Source organism: Methylobacterium carpenticola (assembly GCF_042748905.1).
In the GTDB taxonomy this organism is placed as follows: Bacteria; Pseudomonadota; Alphaproteobacteria; order Rhizobiales; family Beijerinckiaceae; genus Methylobacterium; species Methylobacterium carpenticola.
In genome coordinates, this window is record NZ_JBHZEO010000001.1 from 3,205,001 (window position 1) to 3,230,164 (window position 25,164).

Here is a 25,164-nt window from a genome sequence, read left to right on the forward strand (position 1 = left end):
CGTGTAGCCGCTGCGCGCCAACTGGAAGACCCGCCCGGCGAAGGCGATGGTGTCCTCGTCGAGGACGGGGCGGGGCGTATCGGAATCCTGCTGCATGGCGCGAACCGTCATGAATGGGTGGTGCCGCATATCGGGTGTCGGCAGCCGCGCGCCAGGGGGCCGGGGCTGGCCGGCGCGCCCGCCCGGCGGCATAAGCGCCGGCGGGGCCGCGCCCGCGCGACGCTCCCACCGCCCTCCCCGGCCGCCCGCGGCCCCTGCGAGACGAAGCTGATGACCGTTCGCGCCGTCCCGACCACGCCCTTCCCGGACCAGAAGCCCGGCACATCCGGCCTGCGCAAGAAGGTGCCGGTCTACCAGCAGCCCCGCTACGCCGAGAATTTCCTGCAGGCGATCTTCGACAGCGTCGAGGGCCGGGAGGGCGCGACCCTCGTCGTCGGCGGGGACGGCCGCTACCTCAACCGCGAGGTGGTGCAGACGGCCCTCAAGATCGCGGCGGCGAACGGCTTCGCGCGCATCCTCGTCGGCCGCGGCGGCCTGCTCTCGACGCCCGCCGCCTCCTGCGTGATCCGCAAGCACGAGGCCATCGGGGGCGTCGTGCTCTCGGCGAGCCACAATCCCGGCGGCCCCGAGGGGGATTTCGGGATCAAGTTCAACACCGCCAATGGCGGCCCCGCACCGGAGCCGGTGACGGAGGCGATCTTCGCGCGGACCAAGACCCTCACCGAGTACCGGATCGTCGAGGCGCCCGATCTCGATCTCGACCGCCTCGGCGACGTCCGGCTCGGCGACGCCACCGTCACGGTGATCGACCCCGTCGCCGATTACGCGGAGCTGATGGAGACGCTCGTCGACTTCCCGAAACTCCGGGCGCTGTTCGCGGGCGGCTTCCGGATGCGCTTCGACGCCATGAGCGCGGTGACCGGCCCCTACGCCACGGAGATCCTCGAGCGGCGCCTCGGCGCGCCGGCCGGCACGGTGGTCAATGCCGAACCGCTGCCGGATTTCGGCGGCCACCATCCCGATCCGAACCCCGTCCACGCCCACGACCTGATGGCGCTGATGACGGGGCCCGACGCGCCCGATTTCGGGGCGGCCTCCGACGGCGACGGCGACCGCAACATGATCGTGGCGCCCGGCCTCTTCGTCACGCCGAGCGACAGCCTCGCGATCCTGGCCGCCCATGCGCACCGGGCGCCCGGCTACGCGTCGGGCCTCGCGGGGGTCGCGCGCTCGATGCCGACGAGCCGGGCCGCCGACCGGGTGGCGGCGCATCTCGGCATCCCGGCCTACGAGACCCCGACCGGCTGGAAATTCTTCGGCAACCTGCTCGATGCCGGGCGGATCACCCTCTGCGGCGAAGAGAGCGCGGGCACCGGCTCGAACCACGTGCGCGAGAAGGACGGGCTCTGGGCGGTGCTGCTCTGGCTCAACGTCCTCGCCGCCACCGGCAAGCGCGCGGACGCGATCGTGCGCGAGCACTGGACGGCCTTCGGCCGCGACTACTACGCGCGGCACGATTACGAGGAGGTGGATTCCGCCGCGGCGGAAGGGCTGATGAGCGCGTTGCGCGACGCCCTCGACACCCTGCCCGGCCGGAGCTTCGGCCCGCTCACCGTCGAGGCGGCGGACGACTTCGCCTATGCGGACCCGGTCGACGGCTCGGTGACGAAGCGCCAGGGCGTGCGGATCCTGTTCCGCGAGGATGCCCGCGTGGTGTTCCGGCTCTCCGGCACCGGCACGGTCGGAGCGACCCTGCGCGTCTATCTGGAGCGGTTCGAGCGGAATCCGGCCCGTCACGATCTCCCCACCGCCGAGGTGCTGGCGCCCGTGATCGCCGCGGCCGAGGCGATCGCCGGGATCGCGGCGCGGACCGGCCGCACCGAGCCCTCCGTCATCACCTGATCCGCCCGCAGCGGGGCGGCTCACCCGGTTTCGGCCGGGCGCGCCGCTTCGCCCTTGACAGAAAATGGAACATCGTTCAATTCCGGAACCACGTTCTGGAATTGAGGATGCGATGGCGGCCGGATTGCTGCGACGCGCGCTGGATCTGGTGGAGCTGCTCGCCGGCCATGCGCGCGGGCTGCCGCTCCAGACCATCGCGGACACCCTGGCGGTGCCGAAGAGCGGCGCCCATCGCCTGCTCGCGGAACTCGTCTCCTACGATTACGTCACGCAGGATCCGGAGAGCGGGCGCTACCTGCTGACCACCAAGTTCGCGACCCTCGGCCTCAAGCACCTCGCCAATTCGGGGGTGGTGGACGTCTCGCAATCGGTGCTGAACCGGCTCGCCGAGGCGAGCGGCGAGCTGGTGCGCCTCGCCGTGGTCGATTACCCGCGCCTCGTCTGGGTGGCGAAGGCGCAGGGCGCCCGCTCGGGCCTGCGCTACGACGCCGACATGGGGACGGAGGCGAGCCTCTCCACTTCCTCCACCGGGATCGTCTGGCTCGCGAGCCTCTCGGACGAGGAGGCGGTGGAGCTCGTCCTGCGCCAGGGCTTCCGGCCGCCGGGCACGGCGGGGCCGAACGCGCCGCGCACCATCCCGGCGCTGCTCGATCTCGTTTCGGCGGCGCGCGGCCGGGGCTACGCCTGGGTGCACGAGACCCATGCGGCCGGCACCGCCGCGATGGCGGCGAACATCATCCATCCGGCCTCGGGGCGGGCGATCGGCAATGTCAGCATCGCGGGGCCGAGCGCCCGGCTGACGGAGGCCGAGCGCGACCGGCTGGCGCCGGATCTCCTCGCCGCCGCCGAGACCCTCTCGGCGGTCGGACCGCTCTCCGACTACCTCGCGGCCCTGAGCGGGCGGCGCACGCGCGACGCGGCGCGCCCCGCATGAGACCGGCCGCGCAGCAGAAGCGCCGCGGCCGCGTTGTCCCAACCAAGACCAACACCCCGATGGCGGCCCGCCCACCGGGACGAGGAGGAACCGCATGACGGCCACCGACCGGGAATTCCTGCAGCGCGACCGGCGCATCCACCCGCCGGCCTTCACGCCGGACTACAAGACCAGCGTGCTGCGCTCGCCGCGGCGGGCCTTGATCTCGCTGCAATCCTCGCTCTCCGAGGTGACCGGCCCGACCTTCGGCCATGCGGAACTCGGGCCGCTCGATAACGACCTGATCCTCAACTACGCCAAGGACGGCGAGCCGATCGGCGAGCGGATCCTGGTGCACGGCCTCGTGCGCGACGAGAACGGCCGCGGCGTGCCCCACACCCTCGTCGAGTTCTGGCAGGCCAATGCGGGCGGGCGCTACCGCCACCGCAACGACCGCTACCTCGCGCCCATCGACCCGAATTTCGGCGGCTGCGGCCGGGCGCTGACGGACGAGAACGGCTACTACTACTTCCGCACCATCAAGCCCGGCCCCTATCCCTGGCGCAACTTCCTCAATTCGTGGCGCCCGGCGCATATCCACTTCTCGGTGTTCGGCTCCGGCTTCGCGCAGCGCCTCATCACCCAGATGTATTTCGAGGGCGACCCGCTGATCTGGCGCGACCCGATGGTGCTCGGCATCCCCGACCGCGCCGCGGCCGAGCGGCTGATCGCGCCCCTCGACCTCGAATCGGCGGCCCCGCTCGACATGCTCGCCTACCGCTTCGACATCGTCCTGCGCGGCCGCCAGCAGACGCTGTTCGAGAACAAGCTGCAAGGCAACTGAGGCGAGGAACAGACGACATGATCCAGCCGCTGCCCGAGCGCCTGCACGAGACCGCCTCGCAGACCGCCGGCCCCTACGTCCATATCGGCCTCATCCCGCATCAGGCCGGCTTCGACATCTTCGAGACCAACTTCTCGAACGTCCTCGTCGGCCCGGCGACCGAGGGCGAGCGCATCCGCATCGAGGGGCGGGTCTTCGACGGCGCCGACGAGCCGGTGCGCGACGTGCTCGTGGAGATCTGGCAGGCCAACGCCGCCGGCCGCTACAACCACCCGGCCGACCGCCAGGAGGGCAAGCCCGTCGACCCGAGCTTCCGCGGCTGGGGCCGCACGGGCTCGAACTTCGAGACCGGGATCTGGAGCTTCGAGACGGTCAAGCCGGGGCCGGTCGCGGGCCGCAAGGGCCACCGGCCGATGGCGCCGCACATCAACCTCTGGATCGCCGCCCGCGGCATCAACATCGCCCTGCAGACGCGCCTCTACTTCGCCGACGAGGCCGAGGCCAACGCCGCCGATCCGGTGCTGAACCTGATCGAGCAGCGCGCCCGGCGGGAGACGCTGATCGCCCGGCGCGAGGAGCGCGGCGACCTGCCGACCTACATCCTCGACATCCGGCTCCAGGGCCCCGACGAGACCGTCTTCTTCGACGTCTGATCGCAACGATCCGTGCTCCACGACCATCCGAGCACCAAGAACGGAGGAACGACCCCCATGCCCACCTCGACGAACCCCGTCGTCATCGCGGTCGCGATCACCGGCTCGGTGCCGCGCAAGAAGGACAACCCCGCCGTCCCCACCCGCGTCTCCGAGCAGATCGAATCGACCCATCAGGCCTTCGAGGCCGGCGCCACCCTCGTCCATATCCACGTGCGCAACGACGACGAGTCGCCCTCCTCCGACCCGGAGAAGTTCGCAGCCGTGCAGGAGGGGGTGCGCAAGCACTGCCCCGGCATGATCGTGCAGTTCTCCACCGGCGGGCGCGGGCGCGACCCGAGCGCGCGCGGCCTCTCGCTGGTGCACCGGCCGGACATGGCCTCGCTGTCGACCGGCTCGGTGAACTTCCCGAGCATCATCTACGAGAACCACGCCACCCTGGTGACCGACCTCGCCACCAGCATGCGCGAGCACGGCATCCGGCCCGAGATCGAGATCTTCGACCTCTCGCACATCCACGGGGCCAAGCGGCTGATCGAGGCCGGGCTGATGGACGGACACCCGCACGTGCAGTTCGTGATGGGCGTGCAGAACGCGATGCCGGCCGACGAGCACCTGCTCGACATCCTGCTCGCCGAGACGCGTCGGGTGATCCCGGGGGCGACCTGGACGGCGGCGGGCATCGGGCGCAACCAGGCGCCGGTGATGGGCTGGGCGCTGGCCCGCGGGGCGGACGCGGTGCGCACCGGCCTCGAGGACAACATCCGGGTGACGAAGGACCGGCTGGCCGCGAGCAACGCCGAACTCGTGTCGCTCGCCGCCGAGCGGGTGCAGCGGCACGGCCGGCGCGTGGCCACGCCCGCGGAGGCCCGCGAGATCCTGCATCTGCGACCGGCGGTGTGACGCCGGCGAGGGCAGCGCGTGCGGGGTTCCCGCTCCCTTGCAGGGAGCGGATTGACGCCGCGGGCCGCGAGCATGACCTCTTCCCGCAGGCCAATTGCGGTCCGGGGACAGGATGAGGCGCCTCCCCCTCTCCCACTCGGGAGCGGGGTTCCCCGCGCTCATCCTGTCCCCGGACCGCCGTGCGCAAGCGCGGCGAGGAGGTGCTCACGCCACGATGCGTGGATCGGCAAGCCCACGCGGGAAACGGGCTCCCCTGGCTCCCCCCGCCCGCTCCGAAACCCAAGTGCCGTGCGATGCCTCCCGGGCGGCCGGCCTGGAGATTCCGTGATGACCTTCTCGGCGCTCGATTCCGCCCTGCTCGGCCCGCTCTTCGCCACGGATGCGATGCGGGCCGTGTTCGACGACGGCGCGCGCGTCGCCGCCATGCTGCGGGCGGAGGCGGCGCTGGCGCGGGCGGAGGCCGGGAACGGGCTCGTGCCGGACGGGCTCGCGGGAGCCCTCGACGCGATCGCCCCCGGCGCCCTCGATCCGGCCGCGCTCGGCCGCAAGACGGCCGTGTCCGGCGTTCCCGTGATTCCCTTCGTGAAGGCCGTCCAGACGGCGCTGCCGCGCGAGCTGGAGGCGGGGTTCCACAAGGGCACCACCACGCAGGACATCGCCGATACGGCCCTCGTCCTCCAGCTGCGCGACGCCTTCGATCAGGTCGGCGACGACCTGCGCGCCATCCTCGCGGGTCTCTCGGATCTCGCGCGCCGCCACCGCGAGACGCCCTGCGTCGGCCGCACCTACGGCCAGCAGGCCGCCCCGGTCACCTTCGGCTACAAGGCGGCGATCTGGGCGCTCGGCATCGCCGAGGTGGGGGCCGAGCTGCCGCGGCTGCGCGAGCGGGTGCTGACCGCCTCCCTCGGCGGACCGGTCGGGACGCTCGCGGGCCTGAAGGATCACGCCGATGCGGTGGGCGAGCGTTTCGCCGCGGAACTCGGCCTCGGCTTCGATCCGGCGCCCTGGCACACGCGCCGCGCCCGCATCGCCGGGACCGGCACGTGGCTCGCGCTGCTGATGGGCAGCCTCGCCAAGCTCGCCACCGACGTGGCCCATCTCGCCAGCACGGAAGTCGGCGAGGTAGCCGAGCCCTTCGTGCCGGGCCGCGGCGGCTCCTCGGCCATGCCACACAAGCGCAACCCGGTCTCCTCGACGGTGATCCTCGCGGCCTTCAGCGCCGCCAAGGGTCAGGTCGTGCCGCTCCTCGACGCGATGGCGGCGGCGCATGAGCGGCCGGCCGGCGCATGGCACGCGGAGTGGCACGCGCTTCCGGCCCTGTTCGGCCTCGCCTCCGGGGCGCTGCGCGAGGCGCGCGCGCTGGCCGAGGGACTGGTGGCCGATCCCGCCCGCATGCGGGCCAACCTCGATCTCACCCGCGGCCTGCTCTTCGCGGATGCCGCCGCCGCGCGGCTCGCGCCCGCCCTCGGCGCCGAGGCGGCCCACCGCCTCGTCGAGGAGGCCGCGGGCGCGGTCCGCGACGGCGCGGGCTCCCTCGCCGAGGCGCTGGCCGCCCGCCCGGAGGCGCGGACCATCGATCTCGCGCCCGCCTTCGACCTCGCTCCGGCGATCCGCGCCGGCGCGCGCACCGCCGACCGGGCGCTCGCCGAGACGGCGCGCCTCGCCGCCCTCCTCTCCTCCTGACGGACCCGTCCCATGCCCCAGATCCAGGCGAACGGCACCAATCTCCACTACGAGCTGTCGGGCCCGAGCGGCGCCCCCGTGGTGGCCTTCTCGAACTCGCTCGGCACCGCGCTCGCGATGTGGGACGCGCTCGTGCCGCATCTGCGCGGGCGCTACCGGGTGCTGCGCTACGACACGCGGGGCCACGGCGCCTCGCAGGTGCGCGACGAGCCCGCCTCGGTCGAGGATCTCGCCGACGACCTCCTCGGCCTCCTGGACGCGCTCGGCATCGGGCGTGCCCACGTCGTCGGCCTCTCGCTCGGGGGCATGACCGGGCAGGCGCTGGCCATGCGCGCGCCCGAGCGGGTGCTGAGCCTGACCCTGATGGCCACCGCCGCCGAGATGCCGAGCGAGGCCTCGTGGAACGAGCGGGCCGAGACGGTGCGGGCCCAGGGCACCGCCGCGATCGTCGATGCCACGATGGAGCGCTGGTTCACGCCGGACTTCCCGCGGAATGCGCCGGCCGTGGTCGCGCCGGTGCGTGCGCAGTTCGTCGGCACGGACCGGGCCGGCTACGCGGTGTGCTGCAACGCCATCGGCCGGATGGACCTGCGGCCCGGCCTCGGCCGCATCACGGCGCCGACGCTGGTGATCGCCGGGCGTGACGATCCGGCGACGCCGCCGGCGAAGTCGGAGGAGATCTGCGCGGGCATTCCGCAGGCCGAGCTGGTGCTGCTGCCCTCGGCGCGCCACCTCCTCGCCGTCGAGCACCCAGAGGCCACGGCCTCGCACCTCCTCGCCTTCCTCGACCGCCATCGCGGAGCCGCGGAGGCCGCGACGGGCGCGGTGCCCTTCGCGGAGGGCGTCCTGAACCGGCGGGGCGTGCTGGGCGAGGCCCATGTCGACCGCTCGCTCGCGGCGGCGGGCACCTTCGCGGGTCCCTGGCAGGATTTCATCACCCGCGTCGCCTGGGGCGAGGTTTGGGGCGATCCGCGCCTGCCCTGGAAGACGCGCTCCCTCGTGACTCTCGGGCTGATGGTGGCGCTCGGCCGCGAGGAGGAGTTCAAGCTCCACGTGCGGCCGGCGTTGGCGAACGGCGTGACGGTGTCCGAGTTGCAGGCGCTGCTGCTGCAAGCCGCGGTCTATGCGGGCGTGCCGGCGGCGAACGGCGCCTTCCGCTGGGCGAAGGACGTGCTCGGCGACGAGCTGGCGTGAGGAGCGACGGGGGCGCCCCGGGACAGGGCGCCCCAGCCGCCTTCAGCGCTGCCCGAAGGCGGCGTCCTTGAACAGCTCCTTGAACTCCCGCGGCTGCGAGCGCCAGTACTGCTTGGGCGCCCGCACCCGCGCGCCCAGCTCCGCTGCCGCGTGCCAGGGCCAGCGGGGATCGTAGAGCACCGCCCGGGCGAGCGAGATCGCATCCGCCTTGCCGCCCTGGAGGATCTCCTCCGCCTGGCGCGCCTCGGTGATCAGGCCGACCGCGATGGTGGTGAGGTCGGTCGCCTCCCGGATGCGCTCGGCGAAGGGCACCTGATAGCCCGGGCCGAGGGCGATCTTCTGGCGCGGAGAGACGCCGCCGGTGGAGACGTGGATCGCCGCGGCCCCGCGCGCCTTCAGCGCCTCGGTGAAGGCGACGGTCTGCTCGACCTCCCAGCCGTCCTCGACCCAGTCGGTGGCCGAGACGCGCGCCCAGACCGGCTTGCCCGAGGGCACCACGTCGCGCACCGCGTCGAACACTTCGAGCGGGAAGCGCATCCGGTTCTCCAGGCTGCCGCCATAGGCGTCGCCGCGCCGGTTGGAGAGCGGCGAGAGGAACTGGTGCAGCAGGTAGCCGTGGGCGGCGTGGATCTCCACCGAGTCGATCCCGAGCCGCATCGCGCGCTTGGCGGTGGCGACGAAATCGTCGCGGATGCGCTTCATGTCGGCGGCGTCGAGGGCGCGGGGCGCCACCTCGCTCTCCGCATGGGGCAGCGCGGAGGGGGCCTCGGTCAGCCAGCCCTGGGGCGAATCCGGGGCGATCTGCGCGCCCCCGTTCCAGGGCGCCGCGCTCGACGCCTTGCGGCCCGCATGGGCGATCTGGATGCAGAGCGGGATCGGCGCGTATTCGCGGATCGCCGCCAGCACGCGGCCGAGCTCGCGCTCGCAGGCATCGTTGTAGAGGCCGAGATCGGCGTGGGTGATGCGGGCCTCGGGCGACACGGCCGTCGCCTCCAGGGTGAGCAGCCCGGCGCCCGACATGGCGAGCTGGCCGAGATGCATCATGTGCCAGTCGCTCGCCTCGCCGTCCCGCGCCGAATACTGGCACATCGGCGCGATGATGATGCGGTTCTCCAGCTCCAGATCGTCGAGCCGCAGGGGCTGGAACAGGCGGGGCGCGGTCATGCAGGGACCTCCGTGTGGAACCGCCTCTATCTGGACTGGTCCTGCCGCCCCGAAAAGCCCTCCGAAAGCGTCAGCACGTCATACCGAGGTGTCGGAAAACGCATTGCGCCTCATCCGATCCCCCGCGCCCGCAGGCTCTCGCCGATCTCGTCGAGGATCGCCGGATCGTCGATGGTGGCGGGCGTGGTCCAGGGCTCGCCGTCGGCGATCTTCTTCATCGTGCCGCGCAGGATCTTGCCGGAGCGGGTCTTCGGCAGCCGGCCCACCGTCAGCGCGAGCTTGAAGGCTGCCACCGGGCCGATGCGCTCGCGCACCAGCGCCACCAGCTCCCGCTCGATCTCGTCGGGGGCGCGGGCGACGCCGGATTTCAGCACCACGAAGCCGCAGGGCGCCTCGCCCTTGAGGCTGTCGCGGATGCCGATCACCGCGCATTCGGCCACCGCCGGGTGGGAGGCCAGCACCTCCTCCATGCCGCCCGTGGAGAGCCGGTGGCCCGCCACGTTGATGATGTCGTCCGTGCGGCCCATCACGAAGACGTAGCCGTCGCGGTCGAGGAAGCCCGCATCCGAGGTGTTGTAGTAGCCCGGGAAGGTGGTGAGGTAGCTCTCGCGGAAGCGCTCGTCCTGCTGCCAGAGGGTCGGCAGGCAGCCGGGCGGCAGCGGCAGCCGGAGCGCGATGGTGCCCATCGTGTCCGGCGGCAGGGGCTTGCCGCCCTCGTCCAGGACCTGCACGTCGTAGCCCGGCATCGCCACGGTCGGGCTGCCGTGCTTCACCGGCAGGATGCCGAGCCCGACCGGGTTGGCGGCGATGGGCCAGCCGGTCTCCGTCTGCCACCAATGGTCGATCACCGGCACGCCGAGGATGCGCTCCGCCCAGGCCACCGTGTCCGGATCGGCCCGCTCGCCGGCGAGGAACAGGGTACGGAAGCGCGAGAGGTCGTGGCCGCGCATCAGCGCCGCCTCCGGATCCTCCTTCTTGACGGCGCGCAACGCGGTCGGCGCGGTGAACAGCGCCGCCGCCCCGGTCTCGGCGATCACCCGCCAGAAGGCGCCCGCATCGGGGGTGCCGACCGGCTTGCCCTCGTAGAGCACGGTGGTGCAGCCGTGCAGGAGCGGCCCGTAGACGATGTAGGAATGGCCGACGACCCAGCCGACGTCGGAGGCGCACCAATACACCTCGCCGGGCCGGATGCCGTAGAGGTTCGGCATCGACCACGCGAGGGCGACGAGATAGCCGCCGGTGTCGCGCACCACGCCCTTCGGCCGCCCCGTCGTGCCCGACGTGTAGAGGATGTAGAGCGGGTCGGTCGCCGCCACCGGGACGCAGTCCGCCCGCCGGCCGGCGGCGCGCGCGGCGGCCACCGTCTCGGCCCAGTCCCGGTCGCGCCCCGGCACCAGGGCCGCCTCGGCCTGCGGGCGCTGGAGGATCAGGCAGGATTCCGGCTGGTGGCGCGACAGGCGGCAGGCCTCGTCGAGGAGCGGCTTGTAGGCGACGACCCGGCCCGGCTCGATGCCGCAGGAGGCGGCGAGCACCACCTTCGGCGCGGCATCCTCGATGCGGGCGGCGAGTTCCTTGGCGGCGAAGCCCCCGAACACCACCGAATGCACGGCGCCGAGCCGGGCGCAGGCGAGCATGCCGAACAGGGCCTCCGGCACCATCGGCATGTAGAGGATGACCCGGTCGCCGCGGCCGACGCCGAGATCGCGCAGCACGGCAGCGAGTGACGCCACCTCGTCCTGCAGCTCCGCATAGGTGATGCGCCGCTTCGTGCCGGTGACGGGGGAATCGTAGAGGATCGCCGCCTGCTCCGCACGCCCGCCCGCCACGTGGCGGTCCACCGCGTTGTGGCAGGCATTCACCTGCCCGCCGACGAACCAGCGGCCGTACACGCCGGCCTCCGGATCGAAGATCCGCTCCGCCGGCCGCTCCCAGTCGATGGCGCGGGCGGCCTCGGCCCAGAACGCGTCCGGGTCGCTCCGCCAAGCCCCGTAGACCGCCGCGTACCGGCTCTCCCCTGCCCCGCTCGACGCCATGGCGCACCTCCCGTCCGGACCGGCCGCGGGCCCCGGATGCGGCGGCGCGGCTCTTTTGCCGGGAGCTTAAGCCGGCGGCGCCCCGTGTTGAATGGGCCGATGCGCTTGCGCCTCTCGGAAGCGCCTACGCCTTTCGTCGGGCGCCCGATTCTTCCGTCTTCTGCGCCCTGCCGCCTCGGCTACACTGGCGCAGGCAGGCGGGGGCACCCGCGACCAGGGCAGCACCCGATCACGTGGCAATCGGGTGCTGCTTTAGGCCTTTGATTTCGCCGCATTGTCTGCGACGAACCGGTATCCGCTTCGTCGGACAACGCTCTAGGACACCGGGAGGCATCGTCATGACCGCCGAGACCATCTACGACCGTGGCCTCGACCGGAACCCGGCGAATTTCCAGCCGCTGACGCCCCTGACCTTCCTGGAGCGGGCGGCCGCGGTGTTCCCGGACCACGTGGCGGTCATCCACGGGGCCCTGCGGCGGCCCTATCACGAACTCTATGCCCGCTCCCGGCGCCTCGCCTCGGCGCTGGCGGCGCGCGGGATCACCCGTGGCGACACGGTGGCGGTGATGCTCGCCAACACGCCCGCCATGATCGAATGCCACTACGGCGTGCCGATGACCGGGGCGGTGCTCAACACCCTCAACACCCGCCTCGACCCGGCGATCATCGCCTTCTGCCTCGACCACGGCGAGGCCAAGGTGCTGATCACCGACCGGGAATTCTCCCGGATCATCAAGCCGGCGCTGGAGCTGGCGACGGTGAAGCCCCTCGTCATCGATTACGACGATCCCGAATTCGCCGGCCCCGGCGAGCGCCTCGGCGCGATCGAGTACGAGGATCTCCTCGCCTCCGGCGACCCGGCCTATTCCTGGGTCATGCCGCGGGACGAGTGGGACGCGATCTCGCTCAACTACACCTCCGGGACCACCGGCGATCCGAAGGGCGTCGTCTATCACCACCGCGGCGCCTCGCTGCTTGCGGTCGGCAACGTGGTCACGGGGGTGCTCGGCAAGCATCCTGTCTATCTCTGGACGCTGCCGATGTTCCATTGCAACGGCTGGTGCTTCCCCTGGACGCTCTCGGTGGTGGCCGGCACCCATGTCTGCCTGCGGCAGGTCCGGGCGAAGGCCATGTACGACGCCATCGCGGACCATCGGGTCACGCATCTGTGCGGCGCGCCGATCGTGATGCAGCTCCTGCTCAACGCCCCCGCGCAGGAGCGGCGCGCGCTCTCGCACCGGGTGGCGTTCTTCACCGCCGCCGCGCCGCCGCCCGAGGCGGTGCTGGCCGGCATGGCGGAGGCGGGCTTCGACGTCACGCATCTCTACGGCCTGACCGAGACCTACGGCCCGGCGGTGGTCAACGAGTGGCACGCCGACTGGGATGCCCTGACGAAGCCCGAGCAGGCGGCCCGCAAGGCCCGGCAGGGCGTGCGCTACCCGCCTCTCGAAGCCCTCGACGTGCTCGATCCGGAGACGATGCAGCCGGTCCCGGCGGACGGCCAGAGCCTCGGCGAGGTGATGTTCCGCGGCAACGTGGTGATGCGCGGCTACCTGAAGAACCCGAAGGCCACCGCTGCCGCCTTCGCGGGCGGCTGGTTCCATTCCGGCGACCTCGGCGTGAAGCACCCGGACGGCTACATCCAGCTCAAGGACCGCTCGAAGGACATCATCATCTCGGGTGGCGAGAACATCTCGTCCATCGAGGTGGAGGAGGCCCTGTTCAAGCACCCGGCCGTCGCCGCCGCCGCCGTGGTGGCCAAGCCCGACGAGAAATGGGGCGAGACGCCCTGCGCCTTCGTGGAACTCAAGGGCTCGGAAATGGTCTCGGCCGAGGAGCTGATCGGCTGGTGCCGCGAGTCGCTCGCCGGCTACAAGGTCCCCCGGCACGTCGTCTTCACGGAACTCCCGAAGACCTCGACGGGCAAGATCCAGAAATTCGTCCTGAGGGAGATGGCCAAGGCCCTGTAGCGAGGGCGCACGGTCGGGCTAGAGCCGCGCCCGGTCACAGTGCCATCGGGACGCTGCTCTCGGTCTTTGATTTTGCCGCATCGTCTGCGGCGAACCGGGATCCACTGCGTCGGACAAGGCTCGAGGGGGCGCTCGCGAATGGGGGCGGCCGTCGGACGGCCGCCCCCGGAAGCGTCGGCGGCCCGCCATCGGCGGACCGGCAATGATCGCAAAATCTCAATACGAATAGGCGGCCACGCCGGCAGGCCGTGCCGACGGACCTCTGACGCCGACGTCGGGGCCGCTCCGGGCAATCGCCTCGTGGCGATGCGCACAGGTGCGGATACGGCGGGGGCACCCCGATCGTCGATGGGAGCTGAACGTGGAATGTCCGTTCGGACCGCGGCGGCGACACCAACCGATGACGGAGCGGTGATGCTCTCTCCATCGTCGCCCGGCGCGCAAGGGCTGGCGGTCTCGCGTCCCTGATGGGACGGCGCCGCCCGGGGTCCGGCGGTCGGGGCAGCTAGTGGATCACCCGCGTGACGCTCGTGCGCAGCCGGTTGATCTCGTCCTTGAGGTGCAGCTTACGTCGCTTGAGTTCGACAACCCGCAGATCGTCCGTCGAGGGGTGGGAGATCGCGTCCTGGATTTCGCGCTCGAGCGCCTCGTGCTTGCGCTCGAGCTCGGACAGATGCGTCTGCAGCGACATCGGCCGATTCCTCCTGTCATGGTTGCGACACAAAGAGACTGCCACAGGCCGAGGCGCCTGTCGAAGGCATTCGTTGCTGCAATGCACGATTGTCGCGCCTGCCGGCCCCGCTCTCATCAACCAAACTTAACAATTTGACGTCGAGGCAGGTCTCGACTGATCCGGTGGTCGGCGGGATGCACGCGACCGGCAGCGAAGCGGGGTCGCTGCAGAGCGCTTCTTCCGCTAGGGTAGCCGGGACGCCAGCTCTGCGCGCGGGAGTTGAGCCGCGGCACCGCGCTGGTGAAACAGGGCCTCGACCGGGAACCTGCGCCTTGCTGGAATCGGGCGGCTGGCGCATGCTCTGCTCGCGGCGTCGGGATGGGCGAGAATGGCGTTCGAGTTGAGTGCGGAATCGGCGGCCGAGTACGAGGCGGAGCTCACGCGTCTTCGCGAGGAGCATCGCGATCTCGATGATGCGATCGAAGCGCTGATGCATCTGTCCAGCGGCGACCGGCTGCAGATCCAGCGGCTGAAGAAGCGCAAGCTGGTGCTGCGCGATCGCATCACCTTCCTGGAGGACCAGCTCACGCCGGACATCATCGCCTGACCCCGGCCCGCGCCGGGGCGTCCCCGCCGCGTCGTCCGGTTGCGATGGCCCGTCCGCTTAGGTTTCTGGGGCGCCGCAGGTTTTTGTCGCAAAACCGGTGGCCACTTTCGCGAAACCTGCTTAGTGGCAGCGGATGGCCCGCGATCACGCGGGCGCAGAGACCCAAGGAAGCGTGTGAGCATGGCGGCATCGCCTCCCGTCGCGATCATCATGGGCAGCCAGTCCGACTGGGCCACGATGCGGCATGCGGCCGAGACCCTCGAAGCGCTCGGCGTGCCCCATGAGGCGCGCATCGTCTCGGCCCACCGCACGCCCGACCGCATGGTGGCCTTCGCCAAGGGCGCCCGGGCAGCCGGGTTCCGGGTCGTGATCGCGGGCGCGGGCGGCGCGGCGCATCTCCCCGGGATGGTCGCGGCCCTCACGCCGCTGCCGGTCTTCGGCGTGCCGGTGGAATCGAAGGCGCTCTCGGGCCAGGACAGCCTGCTGTCGATCGTGCAGATGCCGGCCGGCATCCCGGTGGGCACCCTCGCCATCGGGCGGGCCGGGGCCGTGAACGCCGCGCTCCTCGCGGCCGCCGTGCTCGCCCTCACCGATGCCGATCTCGCCGGCCGGCTCGACGCGTGGCGCCAGCGCCAGAGCGACGCCGTGGCCGAGCATCCGGACCGGTCCGCACCATGACCTCCCCGCCCCTCGCCCCCGGCAGCACGATCGGCATCATCGGCGGCGGCCAGCTCGGCCGCATGATCGCGGTTGCCGCGGCGCAGTACGGCCTCAAGGTCCACATCTACGCGCCCGACGCCAACAGCCCGGCCTTCGACGTCGCGGGCACCCGCACGGTGGCGGCCTACGACGATGCCGCGGCCCTCGCGGCCTTCGCGCAGGCGGTCGACGTCGTCACCTACGAGTTCGAGAACATCCCGCGGCGCACGGCGGAGATCCTGGCCGAGGCCCGCCCGCTCCATCCGAGCGCCGCGGCGCTCGCCACCACGCAGGACCGCCTGACCGAGAAGAGCTTCGTCGCCGATCTCGGCATCGCGACGGCGCCGTTCCGGGCGGTGGACGACGCCGCCGGGCTCGCGGCCGCGGTCGCCGATCTCGGCCTGCCCGCCGTGCTCAAGACCCGGCGCTTCGGCTATGACGGCAAGGGCCAGCGCATGCTGCGACCCGGCGAGCCCTTCGACGCCGCGGCGGTGATGGAGTCCCTCGGCGGCCAGCCCTGCATCCTCGAAGGCTTCGTGCCCTTCGAGAGCGAGGTCTCGGTGGTGGCCGCCCGCACGGCGGACGGCGCCTTCTCGGCCTACGACCCCTGCGGGAACGAGCACCGCGACCACATCCTGGCGCGCACGCTGGTGCCGGCGCCGGGCATGGACCCGGCCGCCTCCGCGGAGGCGCTCGCCGTGGCACGGCGCATCGCGGACGCCCTCGGCTATGTCGGCGTGCTCGCCGTGGAGATGTTCCTGGTCCGCGACGCGGACGGGCGCGCGCACGTCGTCGTCAACGAGATCGCCCCGCGGGTGCACAATTCCGGGCACTGGACCATCGAGGGATCCGAGACCTCGCAATTCGCCCAGCACGTGCGGGCGATCTGCGGCTGGCCTCTCGGCAGCACCGCGCGCGTCGGGGCGGCCCGGGTCGAGATGCTGAACCTCGTCGGCGAAGCCGCCGGCTCCTGGGAGGCGATCCTCGCCGAGCCGGGGCGCCACCTCCACCTCTACGGCAAGGGCAAGGCCCGGCCCGGCCGCAAGATGGGCCACGTCACCCGCCTGCTCCCGCCTGCCTGAGGCAGTCGCGCCACAGCGGGTGCGCGCCGGCACCCCTCGGCACGGCTGCGGCCGGGACAGCCACACCTTCGCCACATCGGCCCTGTGAACCGTGACGGCGCGGCTGCTTAAGCCGCCATTCACCCCGATCCGCGATGGTCGTCGCGGATCGGGACGTGGCCGCGCCGTACGGGATCCGAAGTGAGACAGGACGCGCGGCCCGCCGCTGGCGCCGCCGTTGGGGGACGAGGGGATGAAGGCTGTGATCGTGCTGTGCCGGGCGAAGCCGGCGGTGGTGCTCGGAGCGACGGCGCTCTCGGCGCTGCTCCTCGCCGGCTGCGACACCGTCAGCCGCACCACCGCGACGCGGCAATTCGCCGTGCTGGAGACCGACAAGAGCGGCGCGACCGACGTCAACATCGCCTCGCTCTCGGACGTGATCCAGCGCAACCCGAACGACGCGGCGGCCTACAACACCCGCGGGGCGGCCTATGCCCGCGCCGGCGCCTACGGCGAGGCCATCACGGACTTCACCAAGGCGATCCAGCTCGATCCGAATTCGGCCTCGGCCTACAGCAACCGGGCCCTTGCCCAGCGCCAGTCCGGCCGCAACGACGCCGCGCTCCAGGACTTCACCCGGGCGATCAACGCCGACCCGAACTACAGCGCCGCCTATATCGGCCGCGCCAACGTGCAGCGCGCGCTCGGCAATTACGAGGCCGCCTATTCCGACCTGAGCCAGGCGATCCGCCTGACGCCGGAATCGGCCGAGGCCTACCACGCCCGCGGCCTCGTGCGGCAGGCGCAGGGGCAGCACCGGGCCGCGATCGGCGATTTCGACGCCGCCATCGACCGCAATCCCTTCGTGAGCGCGCCCTACGCGGCCCGCGGCCAGAGCCTCATCGCCACGAACCAGTTCGACAAGGCGATCGAGGACTACAACGCGGCGCTCAACGTCAACAACAAGGACGCGGATTCCTGGGCCTATCGCGGCGTCGCCTACGAGAAGTCGGGGCGTCGCCAGGAGGCCACGGAGAGCTACCAGCGCGCGACCGCGATCGACCCGAACAACGCCGTCGCCAAGCAGGGCCTCGGCCGGGTGCAGGGCGGGATGGCGTCGCTGTTCCGGTAGGCGGCGGAGCCTCCTCTCCCGCGGAGGGATCTCGTACGGTTTCCGGGCGGTCCGCCCGGCAACCGGAGGTCGCGAGAGACGTGATCCGCCCAGCATGTCCGGCATCCGCTCCTCGTGCCGAGGTGGCGCGAAGCGGCGTCGTGAACCATCGAGCAGCCGGCGAGGGCGCGTGACCCCTCGGACGAAAGCGTGACCGCACCGGTTGCCCGCGAGAGGCTCGAACTCACCCGGCCGCGCCGCCGGTCCAGTCAGAACACCTTGCGGTACTGGATGAAGCCCGGCCGGTCGGCCAGCGTGTCGTAGAGCGCGCGGGCGGTGACGTTGCCCTCCTGCGTGAGCCAGTAGACGCGGCTCGCACCCGCCTCCTGCGCCGACGCGTAGACCGCCTCGATCAGCGCGCGGCCGACGCCACGGCCGCGGGCGGCCTCTGCCGTGAACAGGTCCTGGAGATAGCAGTAGGGCCCCACCGTCCAGGTTGAGCGGTGGTAGATGTAGTGGACGAGGCCGACCACCGCCCCGTCCAGCTCGGCCACCAGCGCGTGCATCGGCTCGGCCGGATCGTGCAGGCGCGCCCAGGTCGTATCGCTCGCCTCCGGAGCGATCGTCGCGCCGTAGAAGCGCAGGTAACCCTGCCAGAGGGGCTCCCAGGCGGCCCGCTCGTCGGGCCGCAGGGGACGGATCAGGGGCGCGTCCGGCATCTCAGGCCTACTTCAGGTGGAACTTCTCGAAGTCGCGGTGCTCCGCCTGGATGCGGCGTACGGTGCCCGTGTGCGAACGGTAGACGATCGTGTCCGTCTGCACCACCTCGCGGCCGAAGCGCACGCCCTTCACGAGCGCGCCGTCGGTGACGCCGGTGAGCGCCACCACCACGTCGCCGCGGGCGAGGTCCTCGAGGTCGTAGCGCCGGTTCGGATCGGCGACGCCCATCTTGGCCGCGCGGTCCCGCTTCTCCTGCGTGTCGAGGATCAGCCGGCCCTGCATCTGGCCGCCGATGCAGCGCAGGGCGCCCGCCGCCAGCACGCCCTCGGGGGCCGCGCCGATGCCGAGATAGATGTCGATCCCGGTCTCCTCCGGCATGGTCGTGAAGATCACGCCCGCAACATCGCCGTCGGAGATCAGGCGCACGCCCGCGCCGGTCCGGCGGATCGCCGCGATGAGGTCGGTGTGGCGCGGCCGGTCGAGCACCAGGGCGGTGATCTCGGAGGGCGGCACGCCCTTGGCCTTGGCGAGGGCGTGGATGTTGTCCTCCGGCGCCGCGTCGAGGTCGACGACGCCCTTCGGGTAGCCCGGGCCGATCGCGATCTTGTGCATGTAGACGTCGGGGGCGGCGAGCAGGGTGCCGCCCTCGGCCATCGCCATCACGGCGACGGAGCCGGGCATGTCCTTGGCGCAGAGGGTGGTGCCCTCCAGCGGATCGACCGCGATGTCGACCTTCGGGCCCTGGCCGTTGCCGAGGGTCTCGCCGATGAACAGCATCGGCGCCTCGTCGCGCTCGCCCTCGCCGATCACCACCGTGCCGGCGATCGGCAGGCGGTTCAGCTCGCGCCGCATGGCATCGACGGCGGCCTGATCGGCGGCCTTCTCGTTGCCCTGTCCCCGCAGGCGGGCGGCGGCGACCGCGGCACGCTCGGTCACGCGCACCAGTTCGAGGGTGAGGATACGCTCGATGATCGGGCTCGGGCCGGCCTTGGTGGCGTCCGACATGCGCTCAGGTCCCCTCGTCTGTCTCGTTCTGCCTCAGCAGGTTTCGCAAAGTGCCGTGCGGTCTCGCGTCAGACCCCGCGACACGTCCAAAGCCGAAGCGGACGCCGCGTCGGCGCACCACCGCCGGGAGCCGGGATCACTCCCGCTCGATGCGGATGAGCTGCGGCGGCTCGGCCAGGAAGCCGTCCTCCGCCATGGCGTCGAGGCTGGCGCGGATGGCCGCCTCCGTCGCCGCGTAGGTGATGAGCACGAGCGGCACCGGCACGCCCGAGCGGCCATGCGGATCCTGCGCGGCCGCGCTCTCGGAGCGGCGCTGCAGGATGCTCTCGAGCGAGATGTCGCGCTCGGCCATGCGGGTCGCCACGCCCGCGGCGACGCCGGGCCGGTCGCGGACCGTGAGGCGGATGTAGTACCCGCCCTCGTGCCGCTGCATCTCGGCCCGGGGGGAGCGCACGAGCGCGTCCGCCGGGCGGCCGAAGGCCGGGCCGATCCGGCCCGCCGCCACGTCCGCGATGTCGGCGACCACCGCCGAGGCGGTGGCGTCGCCCCCCGCGCCCGGCCCGATCAGGGTCAGCTCGCGCAGGGCGTCGGTGTCGATCGTCACCGCGTTCGTCACCCCCATCACCTGCGCGATGGCGGAGGATTTCGGCACCATGGTCGGGTGCACGCGCTGCTCGATGCCCGCCGGCGTGGCCTCGGCCACGCCGAGCAGCTTGATCCGGTAGCCGAGTTCGTCAGCCATGCGCAGGTCGAGGGGCGTGATCGCCGAGATGCCCTCGACCGAGATGCCGTCCGCGTCGATCTCGGTGCCGAAGGCGAGGCTGGTCAGCACCGCGAGCTTGTGGGCGGTGTCGTAGCCCTCGACGTCGAAGGTCGGGTCGGCCTCGGCGTAGCCGAGGGCCTGGGCGTCCTTGAGGCAGGCCTCGAAGGTCAGCCCCTCCAGCTCCATCCGGCTCAGGATGTAGTTGCAGGTGCCGTTGAGGATTCCGTAGACGCGCGAGATCTGGTTGCCCGCGAGCGCCTCGCGCAGGGTCTTGACCACCGGGATGCCGCCCGCCGCCGAGGCCTCGAAGGCGAGCGCCACGCCGGCCGCCTCGGCCGCCCGGGACAAGGCCGCGCCGTGGCGCGCGAGCAGCGCCTTGTTGGCGGTGACCACGTGCTTGCCGGAGGCGAGCGCCGCCTCGACGGTGGCGCGGGCCGCGCCCTCGGCCCCGCCGATGAGCTCCACCACGCAATCGACCTCGCCCGAGCGGGCGAGCGCCACCGGATCCTCGAACCACGCGACGTCGCCGAGGGCGAGGCCGCGATCGCGGCTCTTGTCGCGGGCGGAGACAGCGGTCACGCGGACCGGCCGCCCGGCCGCGGCGGCGAGCGCCGCGGCGCGGCGTTCCACCATGCGCACGACGGCAGCGCCGACCGTGCCGAGACCGGCAACGCCGAGGCGAAGACTCTGAGTCATGCGGGCATCCAAGGAACTTCTCGACAACCGGAGGCGATGCGCGAAGCGCGGCCTCAAGCAGACGCCGACCTTCTGCAACGATTTCCGGCCCCGTGCAAGGAACCGGGCCCGGGCCGGTTCCGCATCCCGGCGACCCGCACGAGGCTCGCGAGCACGACGGCATTGAGGATGTGCCAGAGCCAGTGCGTGCCGAAGGGCAGCACCGGGCAGAATGCGGCATCGAGGGTGCGGGCCGCGAGCGAGAGGAGGAACAGCCCGGCGATGCCGAGAAGCGCCCCGCCCGCCCGGCGCCGCTCCGGGTCCGGCATCGCCCCCAGGACCCCGCCCATGCCGAGGAGCGCGAGGAGCGCGGGCAGGTAGGCGACCGATCCGTTGGTCTCGGGCCCGAGCGGCCGGCCGGCGAGCGCCGAGAGCGCGGGCTCGCAGCCGAAGCCCGCCGCCAGGAAGGCCAGGGTGAGGACGAGGCTGGCGCCGAGGCCGAGCCCGAGGAGGCGGCGCAGGGCCAGGAAGAAATAGGCGTGGATGAACAGCGCGATCGGCAGCACGTCGGCGAGTTCCGCCCAGGCCACCGCGAGCGTGTGGAACAGGAAGCTGCCGATCCCGATCACGCCCACGAGGCCCGCCAGCGCGAGCGCGACCGGATCCGGGGAGGGCCGGCGCCGCTCGGCCCGGATCAGGAGGATGGCCGCGATCAGGAAGGCGGCGTTGGAGAGGGCGTTGAGCGGCTCGGCCCAGACGCCCGCATCGGTGCGCTCGCAATAGGCGCGAACCGGCTCCCACCACCCCATCGGTCCCATCTCCGCGGCGGAGCGGCCGTTCTTGCAATGGCCCTGCGAAACCCCGATGACGGCAGCCGCCATCCTCCACCATGCCGCGGGTTCCGATGCGGATCACCACCTGGAACGTCAATTCGGTCAAGCAGCGCCTCGGCCACCTGCTCGCCTTCCTGGACGAGGCAAGGCCCGACGTGGTCTGCCTGCAGGAGCTGAAATGCGTCGATGAGGCGTTTCCGCGGACCGAGATCGAGGAGGCGGGCTACGTGGTGGCGACCCACGGCCAGAAGGCCTTCAACGGCGTCGCGCTCCTCACCCGCCAGCCGCTGCCGATCCGCGAGCTGCGGCGCGGCCTGCCGGGCGACCCGGAGGACGCGCAGGCGCGCTACATCGAGGCGGTGATCCCGACCGCGACCGCGACGCTGCGGGTCGCCTCGATCTATGTCCCGAACGGCAACCCGGTCGGCACGCCGAAATACGACTACAAGCTCGCCTTCATGCGCCGCCTCCAGCAGCACGCCCGCGCCCTGCGCGAGAAGGAGGAGGTGCTGGTGCTCGCGGGCGACTACAACGTGATCCCGGAGCCCGCCGACGTCGCCAACCCGGAGGCCTGGACCAGCGACGCCCTGTTCCTCCCCGAGACCCGGGCCGCCTTCCGGGCCCTCCTCAACGAGGGCTTCACGGACGGGCTGCGGGCCTGCGACGACCGGCCGGGCCTCTACACCTTCTGGGACTACCAAGCCGGCGCATGGTCGCGGAACCTCGGCATCCGCATCGACCACCTGCTGCTCTCGCCCCAGGCCCTCGACCGGCTCGTCTCGGCCTCCGTGCAGAAGCACCTGCGCGGCTTGGAGAAACCCTCCGACCACGTGCCCGTGACGGTCGAGCTCGATCTCGGCTGAGGCCGCCCGCACGGGGTGCCCGATGGGGCGCCCTGCCCATGATGCGCGCAGGTGCGGTCGAACCGGGCAGATGGTCCGGCAAAGCTGCATGCAAGTTTGGGAAAAGACGAGAATGCCCAGATTTTAAGCATTCCAGGCAGCGCTCGCTCCGCCGGGATCGAAGCGGCAGGGTGGCAGGGCTCTGGCAGGGCTCTTGCAGCAGCCGTCGCGTCTCTCAACGACGCGAGGTTTTTCAGTGAGGCCATCGTTCTTCCGCAGCCCGCTCCTGGGCCTGGCTCTCGGCGCCGCGATGGCGTGGCCGGCAGCCGCGCAGGGCGTGCTCCGCATCGGCATGACGGCGTCCGACATTCCGCTGACGACCGGTCAGACCGACAACGGTGGCGAAGGCATGCGCTTCATGGGCTACACGGCCTATGACGCGCTCATCAACTGGGACCTCAGCCGCTCCGACAAGGCCTCCGAGCTGACCCCCGGTCTCGCCGCCGCCTGGAAGGTCGACCCGGACGACACCAAGAAGTGGATCTTCACCCTGCGCGAGGGCGTGACCTTCCACGACGGCTCGCCCTTCAACGCCGACGCGGTGGTCTGGAACCTCGACAAGCTCCTCAAGAACGACAGCCCCCAATTCGACCCGCGCCAGTCGGCCCAGGGGCGTACGCGCATCCCGAGCGTGGCGAGCTACCGGGCCGTCGACCCGAAGACGGTCGAGATCGTCACCAAGGCGCCGGACGCGACCTTCCCCTACCAGATCGCCTGGATCCTGATGTCCTCGCCGGCGAACTGGGAGAAGCAGGGCAAGAGCTGGGACGCGGTGGCCAAGCACCCGTCCGGCACCGGTCCCTGGAAGATCGCGGCCTTCGTGCCGCGCGAGCGGGCCGAACTCCTGCCGAACAAGGAGTATTGGGACAAGGCCCGGGTGCCGAAGCTCGACAAGCTCGTGCTGATCCCGCTGCCCGAGGCGAATGCCCGCGTGGCCGCCCTGCGCTCGGGCCAGGTCGACTGGATCGAGGCGCCCGCCCCCGACGCCATCGCGTCGCTGAAATCGGCGGGCTTCCAGATCCGGACGAACCTCTACCCGCACAACTGGACCTGGCACCTGTCGCGGGCCGAGGGCTCGCCCTGGAACGACGTCCGCGTGCGCAAGGCGGCGAACCTCGCGGTGGACCGGGAGGGGCTGAAGGAGTTCCTGGGCGGCCTCGCGGTGCCGGCCGAGGGCTTCATGACCCCGGGCCATCCCTGGTTCGGCAAGCCGGGCTTCATGGTGAAGTACGACCCCGACGCGGCCAGGAAGCTCCTGAAGGAGGCCGGCTACGGCCCCGACAAGCCGATCACCACCAAGATCCTGATCTCGGCCTCGGGCTCCGGCCAGATGCAGCCGCTGCCGATGAACGAGTTCGTCCAGCAGAACCTCGCCGAAATCGGCATCAAGGTCGAATTCGAGGTCATGGAGTGGAACACGCTCATCAACGTCTGGCGCGCCGGCGCCAAGAGCGACATGGCCCGCAAGGCCACGGGCATGAACTATTCCTACCTGATCCAGGATCCGTTCACCGCCTTCATCCGGCACGCGCAGTGCAACCTGGCGCCGCCGAACGGCACCAACTGGGGCTTCTACTGCGACCCCGAGATGGACAAGCTGATCGATCAGGTGCGAACCACCTTCGATCCGGCGGCCCAGACGGCGGTGCTGCGGAAGATCCACGAGAAGTTCGTGGATGACGCGCTGTTCGTGATGATCACGCACGACGTGAACCCGCGGGCGCTGAGCCCGAAGGTGAAGGGGATGGTTCAGCCGCAGAGCTGGTTCCAGGACTTCGCGTCGGTCTCGATGGACAAGTGATCTCCGACCCCGGCCGGGCCGCCCGCACCCGGCCGGCGGCCTGCGACATCCCGACCGGCACCGCCCAGCCGGTCGCGCCGACGAACCCGCTTTGAGGCGCCATGCTCTCGTTCATCCTCAAACGCGTCGCCTACGCGGCGCCCGTCGCCCTCGGGGTCAGCGTCGTCTGCTTCCTCCTCGTCCATCTCGCGCCGGGCGATCCGCTGAGCGCGATCCTGCCGGTCGACGCCACCGCGGAGATGCAGGCGCAGATGCGGGCGGCCTACGGCTTCGACAAGCCGCTCCCCGTCCAGTACGGCCTCTGGCTCTGGAAGGTGCTGCACGGCGATCTCGGCACCTCGATCGCCACCGGCCGCCCCGTCCTCGCGGAGGTCGCGCGGGCGGTGAGCAACAGCCTGATCCTCGCCTCGGTGGCGACGCTGATCGGCTTCACCTTCGGCACCTTCTTCGGCTTCGTCGCCGGCTACGCCCGCGATTCCTGGCTCGACCGCACCGCCTCCGCCATCGCGGTCTTCGGCGTGAGCGTGCCGCATTACTGGCTCGGCATCGTGATGGTGATCGTGTTCTCGGCCACCCTCGGCTGGCTGCCGCCCACGGGCGCCGGGCCGCAGGGCTCGGGCGATTGGTGGCCGGATCCCGAGCACCTGCGCTACCTCGTGCTCCCGGCGATCACCATGTCGGTGATCCCGATGGGCGTGATCTCCCGCACGGTGCGGGCCCTCGTCGGCGACATCCTGCACCAGGACTTCGTGCAGGCCCTGCGCGCCAAGGGCCTGTCCGAGTTCGGCGTGTTCAAGCACGTGGTGAAGAACGCCGCCCCCACCGCCATCGCCATCATGGGCCTGCAGCTCGGCTACCTGCTCGGCGGCTCGATCCTGATCGAGACCGTGTTCGCGTGGCCCGGCACCGGCTTCCTGCTCAACGCGGCGATCTTCCAGCGCGACCTGCCGCTCCTCCAGGGGACGATCCTGGTGCTGGCCATGTTCTTCGTGACCCTGAACCTGCTGGTCGACGTGGTGCAGACCGCCCTCGATCCGCGCATCCAGAGGGCGTGA

The 25,164-nt window shown here is 71.6% G+C and carries 23 protein-coding genes (1 of these 23 running past the window's edge); 15 read left to right on the plus strand and 8 right to left on the minus strand.

Annotation, left to right across the window (positions count from 1 at the left end):
• Positions 1–96 carry the 5' end (the start) of an ankyrin repeat domain-containing protein gene (locus tag ACE101_RS15080; RefSeq protein ID WP_379138698.1) on the minus strand. The gene continues 435 nt to the left of window position 1, outside the view, so 96 of the gene's 531 nt are visible here — the first part of the coding sequence; it begins with the start codon at positions 94–96; its stop codon lies beyond the left edge, outside the window.
• Positions 97–270: 174 nt separating this feature from the next.
• On the opposite strand from ACE101_RS15080, the gene ACE101_RS15085 reads away from it, so the two are divergent.
• The 7 genes from ACE101_RS15085 to pcaDC all read left to right on the plus strand — a co-directional run bounded on the left by ACE101_RS15085 (position 271) and on the right by pcaDC (position 8,092).
• Entirely contained in the window at positions 271–1,902 is a 1,632-nt protein-coding gene (locus ACE101_RS15085) for an alpha-D-glucose phosphate-specific phosphoglucomutase (protein WP_379130834.1), read from the plus strand.
• A 112-nt stretch (positions 1,903–2,014) separates the two neighbouring features.
• Positions 2,015–2,836: an IclR family transcriptional regulator gene (locus tag ACE101_RS15090; protein WP_379130836.1), complete on the plus strand. Its 822-nt coding sequence runs from the start codon at positions 2,015–2,017 to the stop codon at positions 2,834–2,836.
• A gap of 94 nt (positions 2,837–2,930) precedes the next feature.
• Positions 2,931–3,659: a protocatechuate 3,4-dioxygenase subunit beta gene (pcaH, locus tag ACE101_RS15095; protein WP_379130838.1), complete on the plus strand. Its 729-nt coding sequence runs from the start codon at positions 2,931–2,933 to the stop codon at positions 3,657–3,659.
• A gap of 17 nt (positions 3,660–3,676) precedes the next feature.
• Positions 3,677–4,312, plus strand: a complete 636-nt coding sequence (gene pcaG, locus ACE101_RS15100; protein ID WP_379130840.1) for a protocatechuate 3,4-dioxygenase subunit alpha — start codon at positions 3,677–3,679, stop codon at positions 4,310–4,312.
• 57 nt (positions 4,313–4,369) lie between these two features.
• Positions 4,370–5,215, plus strand: coding sequence for a 3-oxoadipate:acetyl-CoA acetyltransferase (locus ACE101_RS15105; protein ID WP_379130842.1), 846 nt, complete (start codon positions 4,370–4,372; stop codon positions 5,213–5,215).
• 327 nt (positions 5,216–5,542) lie between these two features.
• Positions 5,543–6,898 (plus strand): lyase family protein, encoded by a 1,356-nt coding sequence (locus ACE101_RS15110; protein WP_379130844.1) that lies wholly within the window; start codon positions 5,543–5,545, stop codon positions 6,896–6,898.
• 12 nt (positions 6,899–6,910) lie between these two features.
• On the plus strand, positions 6,911–8,092 hold the full coding sequence (gene pcaDC, locus ACE101_RS15115) for a bifunctional 3-oxoadipate enol-lactonase/4-carboxymuconolactone decarboxylase PcaDC (RefSeq protein WP_379130846.1): 1,182 nt from the start codon (positions 6,911–6,913) through the stop codon (positions 8,090–8,092).
• A gap of 42 nt (positions 8,093–8,134) precedes the next feature.
• Here the strand turns inward: pcaDC and ACE101_RS15120 are convergent, their stop codons facing one another.
• Together ACE101_RS15120 and ACE101_RS15125 are read right to left on the minus strand one after the other, a co-directional pair.
• Entirely contained in the window at positions 8,135–9,256 is a 1,122-nt protein-coding gene (locus ACE101_RS15120) for an NADH:flavin oxidoreductase/NADH oxidase (RefSeq protein WP_379130849.1), read from the minus strand.
• A 110-nt stretch (positions 9,257–9,366) separates the two neighbouring features.
• Entirely contained in the window at positions 9,367–11,289 is a 1,923-nt protein-coding gene (locus ACE101_RS15125) for a propionyl-CoA synthetase (protein ID WP_379130851.1), read from the minus strand.
• A gap of 338 nt (positions 11,290–11,627) precedes the next feature.
• On the opposite strand from ACE101_RS15125, the gene ACE101_RS15130 reads away from it, so the two are divergent.
• The gene (locus tag ACE101_RS15130; protein WP_379130854.1) at positions 11,628–13,259 is read left to right on the plus strand and encodes an acyl-CoA synthetase; all 1,632 of its coding nucleotides are present in this window, start codon (positions 11,628–11,630) and stop codon (positions 13,257–13,259) included.
• Between the two features lie 505 nt (positions 13,260–13,764).
• Here ACE101_RS15130 and ACE101_RS15135 read toward each other — a convergent pair.
• Positions 13,765–13,950, minus strand: a complete 186-nt coding sequence (locus ACE101_RS15135) for a YdcH family protein (RefSeq protein ID WP_379130856.1) — start codon at positions 13,948–13,950, stop codon at positions 13,765–13,767.
• Positions 13,951–14,320: 370 nt separating this feature from the next.
• Between ACE101_RS15135 and ACE101_RS15140 the strand changes: the two genes are divergently transcribed.
• The 4 genes from ACE101_RS15140 (at position 14,321) to ACE101_RS15155 (ending at position 17,431) form a co-directional block, all read left to right on the plus strand.
• Complete coding sequence (locus ACE101_RS15140) at positions 14,321–14,539, plus strand: YdcH family protein (protein WP_379130859.1); 219 nt, start codon at positions 14,321–14,323, stop codon at positions 14,537–14,539.
• 180 nt (positions 14,540–14,719) lie between these two features.
• A complete protein-coding gene (gene purE, locus ACE101_RS15145) occupies positions 14,720–15,217 on the plus strand; it encodes a 5-(carboxyamino)imidazole ribonucleotide mutase (protein WP_379130862.1) in 498 nt (165 codons plus the stop codon).
• Positions 15,214–16,320: a 5-(carboxyamino)imidazole ribonucleotide synthase gene (locus ACE101_RS15150; protein ID WP_379130865.1), complete on the plus strand. Its 1,107-nt coding sequence runs from the start codon at positions 15,214–15,216 to the stop codon at positions 16,318–16,320. The genes purE and ACE101_RS15150 overlap by 4 nt, the downstream gene beginning before the upstream one ends.
• 232 nt (positions 16,321–16,552) lie before the next feature.
• Entirely contained in the window at positions 16,553–17,431 is an 879-nt protein-coding gene (locus ACE101_RS15155) for a tetratricopeptide repeat protein (protein WP_379130867.1), read from the plus strand.
• A 248-nt stretch (positions 17,432–17,679) separates the two neighbouring features.
• Here the strand turns inward: ACE101_RS15155 and ACE101_RS15160 are convergent, their stop codons facing one another.
• From ACE101_RS15160 to ACE101_RS15175, 4 genes are all read right to left on the minus strand, one after another.
• Positions 17,680–18,129: a GNAT family N-acetyltransferase gene (locus ACE101_RS15160; RefSeq protein WP_379130869.1), complete on the minus strand. Its 450-nt coding sequence runs from the start codon at positions 18,127–18,129 to the stop codon at positions 17,680–17,682.
• A gap of 7 nt (positions 18,130–18,136) precedes the next feature.
• A complete protein-coding gene (glpX, locus tag ACE101_RS15165) occupies positions 18,137–19,135 on the minus strand; it encodes a class II fructose-bisphosphatase (RefSeq protein WP_379130872.1) in 999 nt (332 codons plus the stop codon).
• A 136-nt stretch (positions 19,136–19,271) separates the two neighbouring features.
• Complete coding sequence (locus ACE101_RS15170; RefSeq protein WP_379130875.1) at positions 19,272–20,594, minus strand: homoserine dehydrogenase; 1,323 nt, start codon at positions 20,592–20,594, stop codon at positions 19,272–19,274.
• 53 nt (positions 20,595–20,647) lie between these two features.
• Positions 20,648–21,382, minus strand: a complete 735-nt coding sequence (locus ACE101_RS15175; RefSeq protein ID WP_379130878.1) for a ceramidase domain-containing protein — start codon at positions 21,380–21,382, stop codon at positions 20,648–20,650.
• 95 nt (positions 21,383–21,477) lie between these two features.
• On the opposite strand from ACE101_RS15175, the gene xth reads away from it, so the two are divergent.
• From xth to ACE101_RS15190, 3 genes are all read left to right on the plus strand, one after another.
• Entirely contained in the window at positions 21,478–22,269 is a 792-nt protein-coding gene (gene xth, locus ACE101_RS15180; RefSeq protein ID WP_379130880.1) for an exodeoxyribonuclease III, read from the plus strand.
• A gap of 289 nt (positions 22,270–22,558) precedes the next feature.
• The gene (locus tag ACE101_RS15185; RefSeq protein WP_379138701.1) at positions 22,559–24,109 is read left to right on the plus strand and encodes an ABC transporter substrate-binding protein; all 1,551 of its coding nucleotides are present in this window, start codon (positions 22,559–22,561) and stop codon (positions 24,107–24,109) included.
• Positions 24,110–24,210: 101 nt separating this feature from the next.
• A complete protein-coding gene (locus ACE101_RS15190) occupies positions 24,211–25,164 on the plus strand; it encodes an ABC transporter permease (protein ID WP_379130882.1) in 954 nt (317 codons plus the stop codon).

Excerpts from the sequence above, each read along its gene's own strand:
- purE (WP_379130862.1), top strand. The coding sequence starts at position 14,720 with ATGGCGGCATCGCCTCCCGTCGCGATCATCATGGGCAGCCAGTCCGAC.
- ACE101_RS15125 (WP_379130851.1), bottom strand. The coding sequence starts at position 11,289 with ATGGCGTCGAGCGGGGCAGGGGAGAGCCGGTACGCGGCGGTCTACGGG.
- ACE101_RS15175 (WP_379130878.1), bottom strand. The coding sequence starts at position 21,382 with ATGGGGTGGTGGGAGCCGGTTCGCGCCTATTGCGAGCGCACCGATGCG.
- ACE101_RS15140 (WP_379130859.1), top strand. The coding sequence starts at position 14,321 with ATGGCGTTCGAGTTGAGTGCGGAATCGGCGGCCGAGTACGAGGCGGAG.
- ACE101_RS15135 (WP_379130856.1), bottom strand. The coding sequence starts at position 13,950 with ATGTCGCTGCAGACGCATCTGTCCGAGCTCGAGCGCAAGCACGAGGCG.
- ACE101_RS15090 (WP_379130836.1), top strand. The coding sequence starts at position 2,015 with ATGGCGGCCGGATTGCTGCGACGCGCGCTGGATCTGGTGGAGCTGCTC.
- ACE101_RS15085 (WP_379130834.1), top strand. The coding sequence starts at position 271 with ATGACCGTTCGCGCCGTCCCGACCACGCCCTTCCCGGACCAGAAGCCC.
- pcaDC (WP_379130846.1), top strand. The coding sequence starts at position 6,911 with ATGCCCCAGATCCAGGCGAACGGCACCAATCTCCACTACGAGCTGTCG.
- glpX (WP_379130872.1), bottom strand. The coding sequence starts at position 19,135 with ATGTCGGACGCCACCAAGGCCGGCCCGAGCCCGATCATCGAGCGTATC.
- ACE101_RS15105 (WP_379130842.1), top strand. The coding sequence starts at position 4,370 with ATGCCCACCTCGACGAACCCCGTCGTCATCGCGGTCGCGATCACCGGC.
- ACE101_RS15190 (WP_379130882.1), top strand. The coding sequence starts at position 24,211 with ATGCTCTCGTTCATCCTCAAACGCGTCGCCTACGCGGCGCCCGTCGCC.
- ACE101_RS15155 (WP_379130867.1), top strand. The coding sequence starts at position 16,553 with ATGAAGGCTGTGATCGTGCTGTGCCGGGCGAAGCCGGCGGTGGTGCTC.
- ACE101_RS15150 (WP_379130865.1), top strand. The coding sequence starts at position 15,214 with ATGACCTCCCCGCCCCTCGCCCCCGGCAGCACGATCGGCATCATCGGC.
- ACE101_RS15170 (WP_379130875.1), bottom strand. The coding sequence starts at position 20,594 with ATGACTCAGAGTCTTCGCCTCGGCGTTGCCGGTCTCGGCACGGTCGGC.
- ACE101_RS15185 (WP_379138701.1), top strand. The coding sequence starts at position 22,559 with ATGGCGTGGCCGGCAGCCGCGCAGGGCGTGCTCCGCATCGGCATGACG.
- ACE101_RS15130 (WP_379130854.1), top strand. The coding sequence starts at position 11,628 with ATGACCGCCGAGACCATCTACGACCGTGGCCTCGACCGGAACCCGGCG.
- ACE101_RS15160 (WP_379130869.1), bottom strand. The coding sequence starts at position 18,129 with ATGCCGGACGCGCCCCTGATCCGTCCCCTGCGGCCCGACGAGCGGGCC.
- ACE101_RS15120 (WP_379130849.1), bottom strand. The coding sequence starts at position 9,256 with ATGACCGCGCCCCGCCTGTTCCAGCCCCTGCGGCTCGACGATCTGGAG.
- xth (WP_379130880.1), top strand. The coding sequence starts at position 21,478 with ATGCGGATCACCACCTGGAACGTCAATTCGGTCAAGCAGCGCCTCGGC.
- pcaG (WP_379130840.1), top strand. The coding sequence starts at position 3,677 with ATGATCCAGCCGCTGCCCGAGCGCCTGCACGAGACCGCCTCGCAGACC.
- pcaH (WP_379130838.1), top strand. The coding sequence starts at position 2,931 with ATGACGGCCACCGACCGGGAATTCCTGCAGCGCGACCGGCGCATCCAC.
- ACE101_RS15110 (WP_379130844.1), top strand. The coding sequence starts at position 5,543 with ATGACCTTCTCGGCGCTCGATTCCGCCCTGCTCGGCCCGCTCTTCGCC.